The following is an 18,532-nucleotide window of genomic DNA, read 5'->3' as shown; positions in this document are numbered from 1 at the left end:
TAAAGCGATGAACATCGGCAGCAACGAGACCTTCCAGGTCATCCCGGACCCCTCCCGCTTCGACCCGCGCTCCGGCAATGCGCTCGAACGGCTCATCTTCAACCATCGCCGCGTGATCCTCGTCGTCTTCGCGCTGGTGTCGATGTTTCTCGGCTGGCGCTCCACGCAGCTGACGATCAACGCCAACTTCGAGCGGATGATCCCGCGCTCGCATCCGTACATCCAGAACTACCTCGACAACAAGACCGAGCTGCGCGGGCTGGGCAACCAGCTTCGGGTGGTGGTCGAGAACACGCAGGGCGACATCTACGACCCCGAGTACCTGAAGTTCCTCGCGTCGATCAACGATGCGCTTTACATCATGCCGGGCGTCGACCGGCCGTGGCTCAAGTCCCTGTGGACGCCGGTGCTGCGATGGGGCGAGGTGACGGAGGAGGGCATGCGCGGCGGCCCGGTGATGCCCGAGCGCTTCGACGGCTCGCCGGCCAAGATAGAGGCGCTGAAGGCCAACATCGCACGCTCGGGCGCAGCCGGCCGCATCATCAGCGACGACCAGCGTTCGTCGATGATCGTCGTGCCGCTGCTGGACCGCTATGCCGACAGCGGCGAGCCGATCAACTACCTGAAGCTGTCGCGCGCCCTTGAGGAGCAGGTGCGCGCCAAGGGCACGGGCAAGTTCCGCGTCTACATCGTCGGCTTCGGCAAGCTCGTCGGCGACCTGATCGAGGGCCTCGCGACGGTGATCTCCTACTTCGCGATCTCGGTCGCGATCGCGGCGCTGTTCGTGTTCCTCTACACCCGCTGCCTGCGCAGCACCGTGGTGCTGGTCGTCACCGCGGTGGTCGGCGTGATGTGGCTGATGGGCCTGCTGCAGATCCTCGGCTACGAGCTCGATCCGTATTCGATCCTGGTGCCCTTCCTGCTGTTCGCGATAGGCCTGTCGCACGGCGCGCAGAAGATGAACGGCATCATGCAGGACGTGGGGCGCGGCACGCACAAGTACGTCGCCGCGCGCTACACCTTCCGCCGCCTGTTCCTGGCCGGCCTGACGGCGCTGCTGACCAACGTGGTCGGCTTCATGGTGCTGATCATCATCGACATCCCGGTGATCCGCGACCTGGCGGTGATGACCAGCATCGGCGTCACCGGGCTGATCTTCACGAAGCTGGTGCTGATTCCGGTGCTGCTGTCATACACCGGCGTCAGCCCCAAGGCCGCGCAGCGCTCGTTGAATGCCGACGCGGCCGAGCAGACCGGGCGCTCCGCGATGGGCCGCGTGTGGACCGCGCTGGAGCGGCTGACGGAGCGGCGCTTCGCGCTCGTCGCGATCGTGGCGGCGGCGCTGCTGGGGGCCGGCGCGCTGAGCCTGCGCACGGGGCTGAAGATCGGCGACCTCGACGAAGGCGCGCCGGAGCTGCGCCGCGATTCGCGCTACAACCTCGACAACGCCTACATCGCGCGCCACTACGGCCTGTCGAGCGACCAGTTCGCGGTCATCGTGAAGACGCCGAAGAGTGCGTGCGACCGCTACGAGGGCCTGGTCGAGGCCGAACGCCTCGGCTGGGAGCTCGAGCATGTGCAGGGCGTGAAGGCGGTGACCTCCTTCGCCGAGCAGACCAAGCGCGGGGTCGCCGCGTCGAGCGAGGGCTATTTCAAGTGGAACACGCTGGCGCGAGACCCGCGCATCCTCGGCCCGGCGGCCAACCGCGTGATCCAGGACAACCCGGACGCGATGAACCCGAACTGCTCGCTGTTCGCCGTCACGGCCTACCTGAGCGACCACCGCGCCGACACGCTCGACCGCGTGCTGAAGGCGGTGGAGGGCTTCGCAGCGACGCACAGCCGGCCCGGCGCGGAGTTCCTGCCCGCGGCCGGCCCGGCCGGCATCGAGGCGGTGACCAACATCGTCGTTCGCCAGTCGTTCTACATCATGCACGTGGTGCTCTACATCGCGGTGACCCTGCTGTGCTTCATCACCTTCCGCTCGTGGCGCGCGGTGGTGGTGGCGCTGGTGCCGCTCATGATCACGTCGATCCTGTGCGAGGCGATCATGGTGTTGATGGGCATCGGCGTGAAGGTCGCGACGCTGCCGGTCATCGCGCTCGGCGTGGGCGTCGGCGTCGACTATGCGCTGTACCTGCTGTCGGTGCAGCTCGCGGTGCAGCGCCGCGGCGGCAGCCTGCGCGAGGCCTACAAGCACTCGCTCGAATTCACCGGCAAGGTCGTCGCGCTGATCGGCGTGACGATGGCCGCCGGCGTCGTGACCTGGGCCTGGTCGCCGATCAAGTTCCAGGCCGACATGGGCATCCTGCTGACCTTCATGTTCCTGTGGAACATGATCGGCGCGCTGGTGCTGATTCCGGCGCTGTCGCACTTCCTGCTGCGCGATGTGAAGCAGCGGGGCACGACCGTCTTGCCCGCGGCCACCGCGGCGCACGCGTGAGCTCATCGGGGGCGCTGCCCGTCGGCGGCGCCGGCCGCGGCCATTCGATCGTCGTTGCGCTGGTGTTCGCGGAGATCATCAGCTCGTTCGAGGTCAGCATGATCTACGCGGCCCTGCCGACGCTGATGCGCGACTTCGGCGATCCGGCCGGCGTGGGCTGGCTCATCACTGCCTACCTGCTGGTCGGATCGGTCTCGGCGGGCCTGTCGTCGCGGCTGGGCGACCTGTTCGGGCGCAAGCGCCTGGTGCTCGCGATGCTGGCGTGCTCGGCGTGCGGATCGCTGGTCAGCGCCCTGTCGAGCGGGCTGCCGGGATTGATCTGCGGCCGCGCGCTGCAGGGAATGTCGGCGGCCTTGCTGCCGCTGGCCATCGGCATCGTGCGCGAGCGCCTGCAGGCCGAGCGCGTGCCGGTGGCGGTCGGCTGGCTCACCGCGATGGCGACCTTCAGCGCCGGCGCCGGGCTGCTGCTCGGCGGGCTGCTGGTCGACCACGCCGGCTGGCGCACCATGTTCTGGTTCGGCGCGGTGCACGGCATCGTGGCGATGGTGCTGGTCGCGCGCTGGGTGCCGGCGTCGGCGGCCGCCGCTGGCGGCGCGCGGATCGACTGGATCGGCGGCATGCTCTACGCCCCTGCGGTGGCCGCGCTGCTGTGGGCCGTGTCGCGGCTGAGGGCGCACGGGCTCGGCGACGTCGCGACGCTGGCCGCGCTGGCCGGCGGCGTGCTGCTGCTGGCCGCGTGGTGGCGCCACGAGTGGCGGCACCCGCAGCCGATGATCGACGTGCGCCGCATCGCGACGCGCGAGGTCGGCCTGCCGATCGGCCTGATGTTCCTGTTCGGGCTCGGCACTTCGCAGACCATGCTGGTGCTGATGGGCCTCGCGCAGCAGCCGCCGTGGACCGGCATCGGCCTGGGCCTGAGCGCGACGATGGCCGGCCTGCTGAAGCTGCCGTCGAACTTCATGGGCCTGTTCGGCGCGCCGTGGGGCGGCCACCTCGCGGCGCGGAACGGCGCCCGCAGCGCTGCGCGGCTCGGCAGCCTGATGATCCTGGCCGGCTGGATCGGGCTGACCGCGCTGCACTCCACCGCCTGGATGCTCGTGGGGTGGGTGATGCTGGCCTCGCTCGGCGGGGCGATGCTGATGTCGGCGGTGCCGAACCTGCTGGTGGAGGTGGTGCCCGCCGAGCGCACCAGCGAGTTCGTCGGCTTGTCGCAGGTGGTGCGCACGCTCGGCACCGCGATCGGCACGCAGGCCGCCAGCGTGCTGCTCGCGCTGGCGGTGGTGCGCGGCGAGACGCAGCCGCATGCGGCCTATCCGAGCGCCGACGCCTACCTCTGGACGATGACGGCGATCACGGGTGCGTGCCTCCTGTGCGCGCTGGTCGCCTGGGCGCTGCCGCCGCGGCCGGCGCGGCCGGCGCATGCGGCCGCGCAGGGCGCTGCCGGCATCGGCGTGTCGGCACGGCGCGGCGCCTGATCGGGGGCCTTGCCCCGGCTCAGCGCAGCCGCTCCCGCAACTCGTCCTTGCGTACCTTCCCCGACGCGGTCCGCGGCAGCTCGCCGACGACGTGCAAGCCCTCGGGCGTCTTCTGGCGCGCGACGCGGGCGGCCGCGAAATGGCGCCGTACTGCGTCCAGGTCCAGCGAGGCGCCATCGGCGAGCACGACGAAGGCGCACACCTTCTCGCCGTAGCGCGCGTCGGGCTGCGCCACCACGGCGGCATCGCGCACCGAAGGGTGCGTGGCCAGCACGCGCTCGACCTCCTGCGACGAGATGTTCTCGCCGCCGCGGATCACGATGTCCTTCTTGCGGTCGGTGATCGTCAGGCAGTTCGCGGCGTCCAGCCGGCCGATGTCGCCGGTGCGGAACCAGCCGTCGGCGCTGCGGGCATGCGCGTCGAGCGACGCGTCGGTGTAGCCGACGAAGAGCTCGGGTCCGCGTGTCAGGATCTCGCCCTCCTGGCCGTGCGCAAGCTCGCGCTCCCGGTCGTCGACGATGCGCACTTCGCTGCCGGGCTGCAGGCGGCCGTCGGTGCCGGCGCGCTGCGCGAGCGGCATCTCGCGCCAGCCGAGGCTGACGGTGGAGTGCTCGGTGAGGCCGTACGAGCGGCTCGCGGCGATGCCGGCGCGCGCGGCCGCCTCGACATAGTCGGGCGTCACGCCGGTGCCGCCGAGCCCGTAGGCGACGAGCGACGACAGGTCGCGGCCGGCGCGCCGCGCCGCATCGAGCAGGCCCTGCAGGTGAAACGGCGTGCCGCCGGACAGCCGCACGCGGTGGCGCTCGATCAGCTCGGCCGCGACGGCCGCGTCCCAGCGATCGACGAACACCATCTCGGTGGCGGTGACGAAGGGCCGCAGCAGGAAATTGAAGCCGGCGATGTGGCCAGCCGGAAAGGGGGTGAAGTAGGGCCCGTTGCCGCCGGGCTGCGCGGCGGTGGCGGGGGCGTCGTCGATGAACGGGATCTGCCACTCGGCGCCGACCGTCTGGTGCGTGTGCTTCACGCCCTTGGGCGCGGCAGTGGTGCCGGAGGTGTACAGGAGCAGGCAGGTGTCCTGCGGCGCGATGTACTCGGCGGCAGCTGTCGAGGCATCGGCTTCGGCGGCCTGCTGCAGCGCCTGCCAGGTGATGCCGCCGCGCGGCGCCCGCTCGCCGAGCACCAGCACCTGTTCCAGGTCGGGCAGCGCGCCGAGCGCCTCCACGCGTTCCAGGAAATCGATGCCGCGCCATCGCTCTGGCACCGCAAGCAGGCGTGCGCGCGACTGGCGCAAGATGAAGCCGACCTCGGCCGGCCCATAGATGTGCACGATCGGCACCAGCACCGCACCGATCTCGAATGCGGCGAGGTACAGCACCGCGGTCTCGTGCCGGGTCGGCATCTGCACCGCGATCGCGTCGCCGGCCTTCAGCCCGATCGCGCGCAATCCGCGGGCGAGCCGGCGGCCGGCCTGCAGCAGGCCGGAGGTCGTCATCGCGATGTGACCCGCCTCGGTGTAGAAGTGCAGGCGCGTCAGCGGCCGCGCCATCACGGCGCGTGCCAGCAGGCGGCTGAGCGGCACCTGCGGCAGCGGCGCTTCAGGAGGCACTAGCTCACCTGGAAGCCGCCGTCCACCGCGAGCAGTTGGCCGGTGACCAGCCGCGACGCCGGACTGGCGAAGAACAGCGCCGCCATCGCGATATCTTCCGGGTCGCCCATCTTGCCGAGCGGGATGCGGCCCGGCCCCATGATCGGCCCTTTTATGTCGACGCCATCGCTGCTGGCGGCCTTGGCGCCGGGCGTCAGCGTGCCGCCGGGCAGCACGGCGTTGACGCGGATGCCGTCGGCGGCGAACTCCAGCGCGGTGGTCTTGGTGAGGCTGTTCACGCCGGCCTTCGACGCGTTGTAGGTGGCGTTGTGATAAACGACCGCCTGCATCGACGACACCGACGAGATGTTGACGATCGCGCCGCCGTTCCCCTGCGCCTGCATGCGCCTGATCGCTTCGCGCAGGCACAGGAAGGTGCCGCGCAGGTTCACCGCGTGCAGCTTGTCCCAGAACGCGGCGTCGACCTCGAGGAAGGGCTTCTTCGGAAAGATCCCCGCGTTGTTGACGAGCACGTCGAGGCTGCCGAACTCGGCGATCGCGCGGTCGAGCATCGCGGCGACCTGCGTGTCCTGCGACACGTCGGCCGTCGCCGCGATGGCTTGGCCGCCGGCCGCGCGGATGCCCGCTGCGGTGGTTTCGGCGCCGTCGGCCTGGATGTCGGCGACGACAACCTTGGCACCGGCGCGCGCGAACAGCTCGGCGATCGCCTGGCCGATGCCGCTGCCGGCCCCGGTGACGACGGCGGTCTTGCCGGCGAGGCTCAGCGGGCCTGCGGCGAGGGTGGAGTCAGACATGTTGCTTCCTTTTCATTTCTTGCGCATCGCTTCCCATTGCGCGTCGTTCCAGTCCTGCATTGCGCGGAAGGTCGGGCCGCCGGCGCCCTGCATCCAGCGCCCGCCATCCATGACGATCAGGTCGCCGGTCATGTAGCCCGAGCCGTCGGCCGCGAGGTAGGCATACAGGTCGCACAGCTCGCGGTGCTCGCCGAGACGCCGCAGCGGCACGCCGCGCTCCTGCGCTTCGACCTGGCTGCCGGGCGGAAAGAGCTGCTCCCAGGCACCGGGTGTCGGGAACAGCCCCGGCGCCACGCAATTCAGGCGGATGCCCTGGGGGCCCCATTCGACCGCGAGGCTGCGCGTCATCGCGAGCACGCCGGCCTTGGCCGCCGCCGACGGCGCGGTGAAGGCCTGGCCGGTGATCACCGGCGCCGAGACGGTGCTGATCACGTTGCCCGGGTGGCCGGCCTCGATCCAGCGCCGGCCAGCGGCGATCGTGCAGTAGAAGCTGCCGTGCAGCACGATGCCGAGCACCGCGTCGACGGCGCGCGCCGAGAGCCGCTCGCTGCGCGCAATGAAGTTGGCCGCGGCGTTGTTGACCAGCACGTCGAGCGCACCGCTCTGCCAGATGTGCTCCATCATCGCCTCGACCTGTTCGGCATCGCGCACGTCGCAAGTGAGCGTGTCGACGCGCGCACCGGGCAGCTCGGCGCGGAACTCTTCGGCGGTGGCGTCGAGCACCTGGAGCCGACGGCCGCAGATCACCAGGTGCGCGCCGAGTTCGAGATAGTGGCGCCCGATGCTCTTGCCGAGCCCGGTGCCGCCGCCGGTGATGAGGATCTTCTTGCCCGCGAGCAGGTCGTTGCGAAACATGGTGCTCACCTGCCGACGAACTTTGCCGTGCGCTTCTCGGCGAAGGACTTGCGGCCCTCGGCGGCGTCCTCGGTGCCGTACAGGAAGGTGTTCTTCGCGGTGGCATGCGTCGCCGCGTGCATCCAGCCCTGCCCGAGCGCCAGGCGCGCGTTCTCGATCGTGGACTGCACCGCGAGCGGCGCCTGTTCGGCCACGCGCTGCGCATAGGCGAGGGCGCGCTCGAACTGCTCGCCGGCGGGCACGACTTCCTGCACCAGGCCGAGCCGCAGCGCCTCGGCGCTGTCGAACTCGTCGCCGGTCAATAGCCACTTCATCGCGTTGCCCCAGCCGGCGCGTTCGATGAAGCGGAAGGAGCCGCCGTAGCCGGGCATGATGCCGCGCTTCACCTCGAGTTGCGAGAAGCGGCAGTTGTCGGCGGCGAACACGACATCGGCGGCGAGCATCAACTCGATCGCGATGGTGAAGCAGATGCCCTGCATCGCCGCGACCACCGGCTTCGTGCGATAGGGCTCGCGCAGCTGGCCCGGGTCGACCAGGTTCAGCGGCACGTAGGGCGAGCCGGCCTTGCGGTACTCGGCCATCAGCGGCAGGTCTACGCCGCCGCTGAAATGGTCTCCCTTCGCATACAGCAGGCCGACGAACAGGTCCGGCGCGTTCTCCAGCAGCGTGTAGGCCTCGCCGAGCTCGCGGAACATGCGCGGCGTGAAGCCGTTGCGCTTCTCGACGCGGTCCACGCCCATCAGCAGGATCGGCCCGCGCCGCTCGACGACGATCCGGCCCTCGGGGTGGCGTTCGGTGGCAGCTTCGGTCACAGCAGTTCTCCGTAGCGTTCGACGTGGTGTTCCGAGTTGCCCCAGGTCATGTCGATCGCGGTCAGTCGTTTGAAATAGTGGCCTGAGGCCAGCTCGTCGGTCATGCCCATGCCGCCATGAAGCTGGGTGGCCTGCTGGCCGACGTAGCGCCCGGAGCGTCCGGCCATCGCCTTCGCCGCCGAGGCAGCACGGCGGCGCAACGCGCGCTCCGGCGACTCGACGTGTGCCGCGGCCATCAGCGCCAACGCGCGCGCCTGCTCCACGGCGATGCGCATGTCCGCGGCGCGATGCTGCAGCGCCTGGAAGCTGCCGATCGGCACGCCGAACTGCCTGCGCGTCGAGAGGTGTTCGCAGCTCAGCTCGGTGAGCTTCGCCATCGCGCCAACCGCCTCGGCGGCGAGTGCCGCCAGGCCCTGGTCGGTCGCCCAGTCGGCCAGTTCCAGGCCCTGGCCGGGCTCGCCGATCACGCAGGCGTCGTCGACTGCGGCGCCCTGGAGGCGGATCTCGGCGGCGCGCTGGCCGTCGATGGTCGTGTAGCCGTCGATCGCGACGCCGGATGCCCTGGCGTCGACCAGCATCAGCGCCAGGCCCTGGCCGGTGTCGGCAGTGACGATCAGCCAGTCGGCGCTGTCGCCGTGCGGCACCACGGCCTTCGCGCCGTCGAGCTGCCACCCGCCGTCGCGGCGCACCGCGCGCGCGTGCACCTTGTCCAGGTCCCAGCGCGCCTGCGGCTCGAGCGCGGCGAGCGCGAAGCGCAGCCGGCCCTCGGCGATCGGCCCGAGGAAACGATCCTTCTGCGCCTCGCTGCCGAAGGCGGCGAGAAGGCGCGGCGCGATCACGGCGCTGGCGACATAGGGCTCGATCACGAGGCCGCGGCCGAGGCCTTCCATCACGATCAGGGTCTCGACCGCGCCGGCGCCGATGCCGCCGAAAGCCTCGGGCACGTTCAGCGCGAACAGGCCGAGCTCGGCCATCTGCCGCGCCAGCGCACCGCTCGGACCCTCGGCCAGGCGCCTGCGGCGCGCCTCGAAGCCGTATTCGTTCTGCACGAAGCGCGCCATCGTGTCGGCGAGCATCTGCTGCTCTTCGTTCAGCGTGAAGTCCATGGTGGGGCTAAGCGGGCTGCAGCAGGCTACAGCGGGATGAGGGATTTGCCGATCAGCCCGCGCTGGATCTCGTTGGTGCCGCCGTAGATCGCGACCTTGCGCAGGTCGAGGTACTGGCCGGCGAGGGCGTTGAGCTCTGCGCCGGCCGGCGTCGGCCCGTCGTAGCCGAATTCGAGCGCGGCCTCGACCAGCGGCAGCGCGTAAGGGCCCGCGCATTCCATCAGCAGCTCGCCGAGCTCGCCCTGGATCTCCGAGCCGCGCACCTTCAGCATCGACGGCTCCGCGCCGAGGCCGAGGCCGGCGCGCTCGAGCGAGATGAGCCGCGCCAGCGCCCATTCGTGCGCCAGCACCTCGATCTCGATCCTGGCGATCTTGTCGCGAAAGCGCGGGTCCTCGATCAGCGGCCGGTCGTGCCTGGCCTGCGTGCGCGCCAGCTCCTTCAGCCGGCGCAGCAGCCGCTTGCACATGCCGAGGCCCGCGATGGCGGTGCGCTCATGGCCGAGCAGGTACTTCGCGATCGACCAGCCCTCGTTCTCGGCACCGACCCGGTTCTCGACCGGCACGCGCACGCCATCGAGGAAGACTTCGTTCACGTCGTGTCCGCCGTCCAGCGTGCGAATCGGGCGCACCGTGATGCCGGGCGTATCCATCGGGATCAGCAGCAGCGAGATGCCGCGCTGCGGCTTCGCGTCGGCCGAGGTGCGCACCAGCGCGAACATCCAATTGGCCCATTGCGCGAACGAGGTCCAGGTCTTCTGGCCGTTCACGACGTAGTGCTCGCCGTCGCGTTCGGCGCGCGTCTTCAGCGAGGCGAGGTCGGAGCCGGCGCTCGGCTCCGAATAGCCCTGGCACCACCAGTCGTCCATCGACACGATGCGCGGCAGGAAGCGCGCCTTCTGCGCGTCGCTGCCGAACTTCATCAGCACCGGCCCGATCATCGCGAGACCGAACGGCATCTGGCGCGGTGCGCCGGCGGTGAAGCATTCCTCGTCGAAGATGTTGCGCTGCACGGCGTTCCAGCCGCAGCCGCCGTGCTCGACCGGCCAGCCGGGCGCGCCCCAGACGCGGCCGGCGAGGATGCGCTGCCAGCGCACGTAGTCCTCGCGCGGCACGCGCAGGAAGCCCAGCACCTTCTGCCGGATGTCCCCGGGCAGGTGCGCGGCGACGAAGTCCCGCACCTCGGCACGGAAGGCTGCGTCTTCGGGCGATTCGTGGAGGTTCATCGTCCCTTGAAGCGCGGCTTGCGCTTTTCCTTGAATGCGAGCTTGCCTTCCTGGAAGTCCTCGCTGAGGTTGGTCTGCATCATGTCGGCGCTGTCGGCGATCAGCGCCTCGTGCAGCGTCTGGAACGGCAGCTCCCAGAGCTGGCGCTTGATCATCCGCAGCGACAGCGGCGAGCACGATTCGGCCAGCTCCTTCGCATAGGCATAGGTTGCCTCGGCGAGGGCCTCGCGCGGATGGATCCTGTTCACGAGACCGAGCCGCAGCGCTTCCTCGCCGCGCACCTTGCGCGCCGACAGGAGCAGGTCGAGCGCATTGGCATGGCCGACCGCGTTGCGCAGGGCCCAGGCCATGCCGTATTCGGACGCCAGGCCGAGGCGCGCGAAGGCGGTGGTCAGCACCGCATCGTCGGCCGCGAAGCGCATGTCGGCGTAGAGCGCATGCACCAGGCCGAGGCCGGCGGTGGCGCCGTTGAGCATCGCGATGACCGGCTTGGCGAGCGCGGGGAAGTAGGCGGCGCGGCTCTGATAGTCCGGGCGGCGGCTGAAGTCATAGGCACGCGGCAGCTTGTTCAGCAGCGAGCGCGGGAAGGCGCTGTCGTCGCCGGCCGACTTGAAGCCGGTAACGTCGCCGCCGGCGCAGAAGGCGCGGCCGGCGCCGGTCAGCACGATCACGCGCACCGCGTCGTCGCCCTCGGCCGCGTGCGTCGCGTGCCAGACCTCCTCGGCCATCACGTCGGTCCAGGCGTTCAGGGCCTCGGGGCGGTTCAGCGTGATGGTGGCGATCGCGTCGCGCACCTCGTACAGGATCTGTTCGTAGGCCATGGCTTCAGCGCGTGATGTTGGCTATATCTTCGGCACTGTAGCCAAACCAGCCGAGCACTTCGTCGTTGTGCTCGCCGAGCTGCGGCGGCGGCAGGTGGATGCCGCCGGGCGTGCCGGAGAACTGCGTCGGCACGGCGGTCGTCACCATCGGCCCCTCGGTCGGATGCCGGTAGCGATGGAAGAAGCCGACCTCGTTCAGGTAGGCGTCCGACAGCATGTCCTCGAAGCGCGCGACCGGCCCGTTCGGCACGTCGATCGCGTCGAGCAGCTCGTGCCACTGCGCGGTGGATCTCGTCTTCATCTGCTCCGAGACCATGCCGTAGACGCGGTCGATGTTCTTCATGCGACCTTCGTGCGTCGCGAAGACGGGATCGGTCAGCAGCTCGGGGCGGCCTAGCGTCGGCAGCAGCCGCTTCCATTGCTCGTCGTTGACGGCCAGCACGCAGATGTGGCCGTCGCTCGTCTCGTAGGGGCGGCGATGCTCGGAGAGCAGGCGCACGTAGCCGACGCCGCCGCCCATCGGCGGGTCGAAAGCGCCGCCGTACAGGTGTTCCTGCAGATTGAAGGCGACGATGGTCTCGAGCATCGGCACGCGCACCATCTGGCCGAGGCCTGTGCGCTCGCGTGCGTACAGCGCCATCGCGACGCCGGAGGCCAGCATGTAGCCGCAGAACTTGTCGACGATCACGGTGGGCAGGTAGCGCGCCTGGCCAACCGAGCGCAGCATCAGGTCGGCGATGCCGGCCTCGCCCTGCACCACGTCGTCGAAGGCCGGGTCATTCTCGCGCGGGCCGCCGGGCATGTAGCCGCAGCCGTAGCCGTAGACGATGCGCGGGTTGCGCGCGGCAATGTCCTCGTACGCGACGCCCAGGCGCTTGGCCGCCGCGGGACGCATGCTGTGGATGAACACATCCGCGCTCTCGACCATGCGCAACAGGGCATCGCGTGCCTCGGGCCGCTTCAGGTTCAGCGTCACGCTGCGCTTGTTGCGGTTCATGTTCAGGTGCATCGCCGCCATGTTGGGGTTGCGCGATGGGCCGTTCTGGCGGTTCGGGTCGCCTTCGGGCGTCTCGACCTTGATGACGTCGGCGCCCATGTCGCCGAGGATCATCGTCGCGACCGGGCCGAGCACGTTGACCGTCAGGTCGATCACGCGCACGCCGGTGAGAGGGCCGGCGCTGGTGGCCAGCTTGGCGTGCAGGGGCTCGCCGGCCGGCGCCGGATCCGGCTGCACCTCGGGCTGCATGTAGCCCTGCAGCACCGGCGGTTTCATGTGCGCACCTCGGCGCGCGCCTTGAGCATGCGCAGAGGCGTGTACTCCATCACGACCGTGCCGTCTGCCTTCACGACGCGGTTGCGCGTGCGGACGAGGCCGCGCCCGGGCCGGCTCTCGGAGCGGCGCGCTTCGATCACCTCGCATTCGACGTGGATCGTGTCGCCGGCGAAGGTCGGCCCCTTCACGTCGAGCTGCATGCCGAGGAAGGCGAGGCCGGTGCCCTGCATCGTGGCCTGCGCGAGCAGCCCCTCGGCGAAGCAGAACACCATCGAGCCGGGCGCCAGGCGCCCCGCGAAGCCGGCGACGCCGTGCAGGAACTCGAGATTGGTGAACAGCACCTCGGTCATCCCGATCTTGTCGATGAAGCCCACGATGTCGGCCTCGGTGACCGTGCGCCCCACGGTCTTGAACTGACGCCCCAACGGCAGGTCCTCGAAGCAGAAACCGAGTCCGACTGTTTCCATGTGTGCCTTTGAGCGCAAGAAATTTGCGCTTCCATTGTTGAACGATGTTCGATAATATAAATGCCGAATCGAGATGCCGTCAACCCGATGACCCCCTCGAAAACCCGCCCGTGCCACTGAATCCGAATCGAAGGAGACCCGATTGGAGACCGACAGCCGCTATGCGCGCTACACGCGCCTGAAGTTCGACCGACCGCATCCGCGCGTGCTGCGCGTGACGCTGGATTCGCCGCTGAAGATGGGCGCGATGGATGCCGCGATGCATCGCGAGGCCTCGCAGATCTGGGCCGACGTCGATGCGGACGACAGCGTCTCGGCGGTGATCGTCACCGGCAGCGGCAAGACCTTCTCCGCCGGAGGCGACCTGCACCATGAACGCAAGGTGTGCGAGGACTACGCGCTGCGCATGCAGGCGATGAAGGAGTCGCGCGACCTGGTGCTGGGGATGATCAACTGCCGCAAGCCGATCGTCGGCGCGGCGCGCGGCTGGGCGGTCGGCGCCGGCCTGGCGCTCTTGATTCTTGCGGACGTGTCGATCGCGTCGCGCGACGCGAAGTTCTCCGACGGCCACCTGAAGATCGGTGTCGCGGCCGGCGACCACGCGGCGATCATCTGGCCGCTCCTGTGCGGCATGGCCAAGGCGAAGTACTACCTGATGACGGCGGAGACCTTCACCGGCGAGGAAGCCGAGCGGATGAACCTGATCTCGATGGCGCTGGCCGACGAGGAGGTGGAAGCCAAGGCGGTCGAAGTCGCCTCGCGCCTCGCCGAGAGCGCGCCGGCCGCGGTGCGCTGGACCAAGCAGACGCTGAACCACTGGCTGCGCCAGGCGGCGCCGATCTTCGACGCGTCGCTGGCGCTCGAGTTCATCGGCTTCGCCGGGCCCGAGGGCATGGAGGGCATCGATGCCTTCCTCGGCAAGCGCTCGCCGAAGTTCAGTCCGGACACGCCGGTGTAGGAGGCCTGATGCTCCAGACCATCGGCGAGCTGCTGGAACGCAACGCCCGCTTCCATCCGGAGCGCGAGGCGCTGGTGTGCGAGGGCCGGCGGCTGACCCATCGCCAGTTGCTCAAGCGCGCGAAGCGCCTGGCCGACGGCCTGCACCGGCTGGGCCTCGGGCGGCAGGACCGGGTCGCGGTCTTGTCGATGAACAACGCCGAGTACATCGAGCTGCTGGCCGCCGGCGACTGGGCCGGCTACATCGTCGCGACGGTGAACTTCCGCCTCGCCGCGGCCGAGATCGAATGGCTGCTCGGCGATGCGACGCCGCGCGTGCTGGTGTTCGAGGCGCAGTACGCCGAGCTGGTCGGCGCGCTGCGCCCGCGCCTCGCGACGATCGAAGCCTACGTGTGCATCGGCGGGCGTGCGCCGGATTGGGCGCGAGACTACGAGGCCGTGATCGCGGAGGGCGCTCCCGACGGGCCGCCGTTCCGCTCGCAGCCGCTGGATTACGGGCCGCTGGTCTATACCAGCGGCACCACCGGCCGGCCGAAGGGCGCGCTGCGTGCCCAGTGGCGCTGGGTGCGCACGGCCGACGCCGGCGCGCGCATGAGCGAGCTGGACTCCGACTCGCGCATGCTGCTGACGACGCCGGCATTCCACGTCGGCGTGATCGGTTACGCGCTGCAGGTCCGGTGGTGCGCCGGCACGCTGGTGCTGCATCGCGGCTTCGATGCGGCGAGCGTGATCCGCACGATCCAGCAGGAGCGCATCACCTTCACCTTCGTGGTTGCGGCGATGCTGCAGGCGATCCTCGATTCGCCGGCGATCGGCGATGCGGACCTGTCGAGCCTGCACAACGTCGTGGCCGCCGCGGCGCCGGTGCCGGTGCCGTTGCTGCGGCGCGCGTTCGAGCGCATCGGCCCGGTGTTCTCGGTGCAGTACGGCGCGACCGAAACCGCCGGCTGCGGCATGTACCGCCATGAGCTGAAGCCATACGGCGACGCGCGCGACGTGAAGCGCATCGCGTCGGTCGGCCACCCGGGGCAGGGCACGCGGATCCGCATCGTCGGCGATGACGGTGGGGACTGTCCGGCCGGTACCGCGGGCGAAGTCTGGACCTTCACCGACGAGCGCATGGACGGCTACTGGAACAATACCGCCGCGACGCTCGAGGCGCTGCGCGACGGCTGGTATCGCACCGGCGATGTGGGCTATCTGGACCAGGACGGCTACCTGTTCCTGGTCGACCGCAAGAAGGACATGATCATCTCGGGCGGCGAGAACATCTACAGCCGCGAGGTCGAGGAAGCGGTGCAGGCCTATCCGGGCATCGTCGAGTGCGCGGTGATCGGCGTGCCCGATCCGAAGTGGGGCGAGGCGGTGAAGGCCTACGTGGTCTGCGCGAGTGGCGCGAGCGCGCCGGAAGCCGAGGTGATCGCCCATTGCAAGCGCCTGATCGCGAGCTACAAGTGCCCGAAGCGTGTCGAGGCGATCGGCGAGCTGCCCCGGGTGCCGAGCGGCAAGGTGAACAAGGTGGCGCTGCGCGAGCTCGCCAGGAATTCGCAATGAGCGCCATCATGTTCGAGACCGAAGTCGCCGATCGCATCGCGACCGTCACGCTGTGCCGTGCGCCGGTGAATGCGCTGAGCGAGGAATGGGGCGATGCCTTCGACGCGCTGCTCGACCAGCTGGGCACGCGCGACGACTGGACGGTGCTGCATCTGCGCAGCAGCCAGAAGGTGTTCGCGGCCGGCGCCGATCTGGCGCAGATCGATGGCTGGGCCGGTGAAGGCCGGGCGGGGCCGCGGCTGGCGCTCTACATCGAGCGGCTGCAGGCGGTGTTCGGCCGGGTCGCGAGCTTGCCGCAGGTCACGCTGGCGGAGATCGGCGGTGCCGCGCTCGGCGGCGGACTCGAGCTGGCGCTCTGCTGCGACCTGCGCATCGCCGCGCACGAAGCCAAGCTCGGGCTGCCCGAAGTCGGCCTCGGCCTGATCCCCGGCCTCGGCGGCACGCAGCGGATGACGCGGCTCGTGGGCGCCGGTGTCGCGAGCCGGTTGATCCTCGGCGCCGAGGTACTGGACGGCTCGGCCGCGAAGGCGCTCGGCCTGGTGCAGTGGGCGGTGCCGAGGGCCGAGATCGCCGACGAGGCGCTGCAGCTGTCGCGGCGCGTCGCCGCGCTGCCGCCGCCGGCATTGCGCGTCGCCAAACAGTTGATCGCGGCGGCCGGCGCGTCGGCCACCACCGGCTACGCGCTCGAACGCGAGCTCGGCGGCGCATTGCTCGAGACGCCGGAAGCGCGCGAACGCATCACGGCCTTCCTGCAGCGCAGCGCCAGGCCCACTACCCCAACCCCATTGCCTTGAACCCTGGAGACCGATTCATGACCGAGACCCCCGACACCTCGTGGCGTGCCGTTACCGACCTGGCCGGCAAGAGCGTCGTCATCACCGGCTGCGCCTCCGGCATCGGACGCGCCGCCGCGCTGCAATTCGCCAGTGCCGGCGCCACCGTCTACGCCGGCGACAGGAACGTGGCCGATGGCGAGGCGACCATTGCGCAGATCCGCGCCGGCGGCGGTCGCGGCGAGTTCATCGAGCTGGACCTGGGCGATGGAGCGACCATCGACGCCTTCGTCGACGCCGCCGTGGCGCAGATCGGCGGCGCGCCGGACATCATCGCCAACGTCGCCGGCCTCGACCGCGTGATGCCCTTCCTCGAGAACACGCCCGAGGTGTGGGACCTGCTCGCGCAGGTCAACTACATCGGCCCGGTGCGCATGATCCACCGCTTCCTGCCGCACATGATCGAGCGGCGCCAAGGCAAGATCGTGATGGTGGCGAGCGACGCCGGCCGCGTCGGCAGCATGGGCGAGACCTTCTATGCCGGCACCAAGGGCGCGGTGATCGCGTTCACCAAGTCGCTGGCGCGCGAGACGGCGCGCTCGGGCATCACCTGCAACTGCGTCGCCCCGGGGCCGACCGACACGCCGCTGTTCAACGGCACGATTCCCGAGGGCAAGCTGCGCGACGCGCTGATCAAGGCGATTCCGCTGAAGCGGCTGGCGCAGCCGATCGAGATCGCGCACACCATCGTCTATCTCTCGACGCCGGCCACCGACTTCATGACCGGCCAGGTGGTCTCCGTCAGCGGCGGCCTGACCATGCATGGCTGACAAGCGAGGACCCCGATGAACCCCGAGAAGGAATTCTTCGAGCACCTGGCTTCCGGGCGCTTCATGATCCAGAAGAGCCGCAGCACCGGCGGCTATGTGTACTACCCGCGCATGGCCGAGCCGGGCACCGGCGCGACCGACCTCGAGTGGGTCGAGGCCTCGGGCCGCGCCACCGTCTACTCGACGACGGTGATCCGCGGCAAGCCGCCGGCACCGAACGCCAACCTCGCGCTGATCGATCTCGCCGAGGGCCCGCGCATGATGAGCCGCGTCGACGGCATCGCGCCCGAGGCGGTGAAGATCGGCATGGCGGTGCGCGCCAGGATCATCATTGAAGAAGACCATCCGCTGGTCGTCTTCGAACCGGTGGGGGCCTGAGCGATGCAGGAACGCTTTCCCCGCGGCCGGACCGCGATCGTCGGCGCCGCCACCTTCGGCTGCGGCGCTTCGCCGGGCTACAGCGCGATGGAGCTGGCGCACCAGGCGAGCGTGCTGGCGCTGGCGCAGGCCGGATTGAAGCCGTCGGACGTCGATGGCCTGTTCGTCGTCGTCATGGACGACTCGCTCTCCGGCCTCACGTTCGCCGAGACGCTCGGCATTCATCCGCGATTCCTCGACAACAACCGCACCGGCGGCTCGTCGTTCCAGGTGCATGCGATGCTCGCAGCGCTGGCGCTCGACGCCGGGTTGTGCGACGTGGCGCTGATCGCCTACGGCAGCAACCAGCGCAGCAGCACGGGCAAGCTCCTGCAATCGTCACGGCCCTCGCCGTGGGAGTCGCCGTACAAGCCGCTGCGCCCGATCTCCTCGTATGCGCTCGCCGCGGCACGCCACATGCACCAATACGGAACGACCAAGGAGCAGCTCGGCGCCGTCGCCGTGGCCGCGCGCCAATGGGCTGCGTTGAACCCCGAGGCTTTCGTGCGCGAGCCGCTGACGATGGACGACTACCTGAAGGCGCGCCTGGTCGCCGACCCCTTCGGCGTGCGCGACTGCTGCCTCGTGACCGACGGCGCGGCCGCGGTGGTGATGACGCGCGCGGACCGTGCGCGGGACCTGTGCCGACGGCCGGTGTATCTGCTCGGCGGCGCGCAATCCACCACGCACCGCGAGATCGCGAGCATGCCGGACCTGACCGTCACCGGGCTCGCCGAGGCCGGCCCGCGCGCCTATGCCCAGGCCGGCGTCGGCCCGAAGGACATCGATGTCGTCGAGCTGTACGACGCGTTCACGATCAACCCGATCCTGTTCCTCGAGGATCTCGGCTTCTGCGAGAAGGGCGAAGGCGGCCGTTATGTCGAAGGCGGCCGCATCGCGCCGGGCGGGGAACTGGCGGTCAACACCAACGGCGGCGGCCTGTCCTGCGTGCACCCGGGCATGTATGGCCTGTTCACGATCGTCGAGGCGGCGCGCCAGCTCGCGGGCGATGCCGGCGAGCGGCAGGTGCCGGGCGCGAAGCTCGCGATCGCGCAGGGCAACGGCGGCGAGCTGTCGCACCAGGCGCTCGTGCTCCTCGGCAGCGAAGACACGCTCTAGGCATCGG

At 70.0% G+C, this 18,532-nt stretch carries 17 protein-coding genes; 8 read left to right on the top strand and 9 right to left on the bottom strand.

Annotated features, from left to right (window positions below):
- Window positions 1-7: 7 nt before the first annotated feature.
- On the top strand, window positions 8-2,443 hold the full coding sequence (locus ACSQ86_RS16025) for an efflux RND transporter permease subunit (RefSeq protein ID WP_436309112.1): 2,436 nt from the start codon (window positions 8-10) through the stop codon (window positions 2,441-2,443).
- On the top strand, window positions 2,440-3,918 hold the full coding sequence (locus ACSQ86_RS16020) for an MFS transporter (RefSeq protein WP_436304279.1): 1,479 nt from the start codon (window positions 2,440-2,442) through the stop codon (window positions 3,916-3,918). The genes ACSQ86_RS16025 and ACSQ86_RS16020 overlap by 4 nt, the downstream gene beginning before the upstream one ends.
- Before the next feature lie 19 nt (window positions 3,919-3,937).
- Here ACSQ86_RS16020 and ACSQ86_RS16015 read toward each other — a convergent pair whose 3' ends face one another.
- Genes ACSQ86_RS16015 through ACSQ86_RS15975 form a run of 9 tightly spaced genes read right to left on the bottom strand, consistent with a single transcriptional unit; the run spans window position 3,938 to window position 12,875 of the window.
- Window positions 3,938-5,524 carry an AMP-binding protein gene (locus ACSQ86_RS16015; protein WP_436309111.1) on the bottom strand — a complete coding sequence of 529 codons (1,587 nt, stop codon included), beginning with the start codon at window positions 5,522-5,524 and terminating at the stop codon, window positions 3,938-3,940.
- A complete protein-coding gene (locus ACSQ86_RS16010) occupies window positions 5,524-6,318 on the bottom strand; it encodes an SDR family NAD(P)-dependent oxidoreductase (RefSeq protein WP_436295494.1) in 795 nt (264 codons plus the stop codon). Before ACSQ86_RS16010 ends, ACSQ86_RS16015 begins: the two co-directional genes overlap by 1 nt.
- A gap of 12 nt (window positions 6,319-6,330) precedes the next feature.
- Entirely contained in the window at window positions 6,331-7,173 is an 843-nt protein-coding gene (locus ACSQ86_RS16005) for an SDR family oxidoreductase (RefSeq protein WP_436304277.1), read from the bottom strand.
- Window positions 7,174-7,178: 5 nt separating this feature from the next.
- Complete coding sequence (locus ACSQ86_RS16000) at window positions 7,179-7,985, bottom strand: crotonase/enoyl-CoA hydratase family protein (RefSeq protein ID WP_436295492.1); 807 nt, start codon at window positions 7,983-7,985, stop codon at window positions 7,179-7,181.
- Window positions 7,982-9,091 (bottom strand): acyl-CoA dehydrogenase family protein, encoded by a 1,110-nt coding sequence (locus tag ACSQ86_RS15995; RefSeq protein WP_436304275.1) that lies wholly within the window; start codon window positions 9,089-9,091, stop codon window positions 7,982-7,984. Before ACSQ86_RS15995 ends, ACSQ86_RS16000 begins: the two co-directional genes overlap by 4 nt.
- Window positions 9,092-9,117: 26 nt before the next feature.
- Window positions 9,118-10,314 (bottom strand): acyl-CoA dehydrogenase family protein, encoded by a 1,197-nt coding sequence (locus tag ACSQ86_RS15990; RefSeq protein WP_436304274.1) that lies wholly within the window; start codon window positions 10,312-10,314, stop codon window positions 9,118-9,120.
- Window positions 10,311-11,135 (bottom strand): enoyl-CoA hydratase, encoded by an 825-nt coding sequence (locus ACSQ86_RS15985; RefSeq protein ID WP_436309110.1) that lies wholly within the window; start codon window positions 11,133-11,135, stop codon window positions 10,311-10,313. The genes ACSQ86_RS15990 and ACSQ86_RS15985 overlap by 4 nt, the downstream gene beginning before the upstream one ends.
- 4 nt (window positions 11,136-11,139) lie before the next feature.
- Entirely contained in the window at window positions 11,140-12,408 is a 1,269-nt protein-coding gene (locus ACSQ86_RS15980; RefSeq protein ID WP_436295488.1) for a CaiB/BaiF CoA transferase family protein, read from the bottom strand.
- Window positions 12,405-12,875 (bottom strand): MaoC family dehydratase, encoded by a 471-nt coding sequence (locus tag ACSQ86_RS15975; RefSeq protein ID WP_093103506.1) that lies wholly within the window; start codon window positions 12,873-12,875, stop codon window positions 12,405-12,407. Before ACSQ86_RS15975 ends, ACSQ86_RS15980 begins: the two co-directional genes overlap by 4 nt.
- A gap of 142 nt (window positions 12,876-13,017) precedes the next feature.
- On the opposite strand from ACSQ86_RS15975, the gene ACSQ86_RS15970 reads away from it, so the two are divergent.
- The 6 genes from ACSQ86_RS15970 to ACSQ86_RS15945 are packed head-to-tail and all read left to right on the top strand — an operon-like array spanning window position 13,018 to window position 18,525.
- Window positions 13,018-13,833, top strand: a complete 816-nt coding sequence (locus tag ACSQ86_RS15970; RefSeq protein ID WP_436295487.1) for an enoyl-CoA hydratase/isomerase family protein — start codon at window positions 13,018-13,020, stop codon at window positions 13,831-13,833.
- A gap of 8 nt (window positions 13,834-13,841) precedes the next feature.
- Window positions 13,842-15,386 (top strand): AMP-binding protein, encoded by a 1,545-nt coding sequence (locus ACSQ86_RS15965; protein ID WP_436304271.1) that lies wholly within the window; start codon window positions 13,842-13,844, stop codon window positions 15,384-15,386.
- Entirely contained in the window at window positions 15,383-16,180 is a 798-nt protein-coding gene (locus ACSQ86_RS15960) for an enoyl-CoA hydratase/isomerase family protein (protein WP_436295485.1), read from the top strand. Before ACSQ86_RS15965 ends, ACSQ86_RS15960 begins: the two co-directional genes overlap by 4 nt.
- Before the next feature lie 17 nt (window positions 16,181-16,197).
- Window positions 16,198-16,989, top strand: coding sequence for an SDR family NAD(P)-dependent oxidoreductase (locus ACSQ86_RS15955; protein ID WP_436295484.1), 792 nt, complete (start codon window positions 16,198-16,200; stop codon window positions 16,987-16,989).
- Between the two features lie 15 nt (window positions 16,990-17,004).
- Window positions 17,005-17,367 carry a Zn-ribbon domain-containing OB-fold protein gene (locus tag ACSQ86_RS15950; protein WP_436295483.1) on the top strand — a complete coding sequence of 121 codons (363 nt, stop codon included), beginning with the start codon at window positions 17,005-17,007 and terminating at the stop codon, window positions 17,365-17,367.
- Window positions 17,368-17,370: 3 nt separating this feature from the next.
- On the top strand, window positions 17,371-18,525 hold the full coding sequence (locus ACSQ86_RS15945; RefSeq protein ID WP_436304269.1) for a thiolase: 1,155 nt from the start codon (window positions 17,371-17,373) through the stop codon (window positions 18,523-18,525).
- Window positions 18,526-18,532 lie beyond the last annotated feature (7 nt).

The sequence above is a fragment of the Variovorax sp. LjRoot130 genome (genome assembly GCF_964253755.1).
Lineage (GTDB): Bacteria > Pseudomonadota > Gammaproteobacteria > Burkholderiales > Burkholderiaceae_C > Variovorax.
The sequence above is the reverse complement of the archived record's forward strand: the minus strand, read 5'-3'. Positions and strand labels throughout refer to the sequence as shown.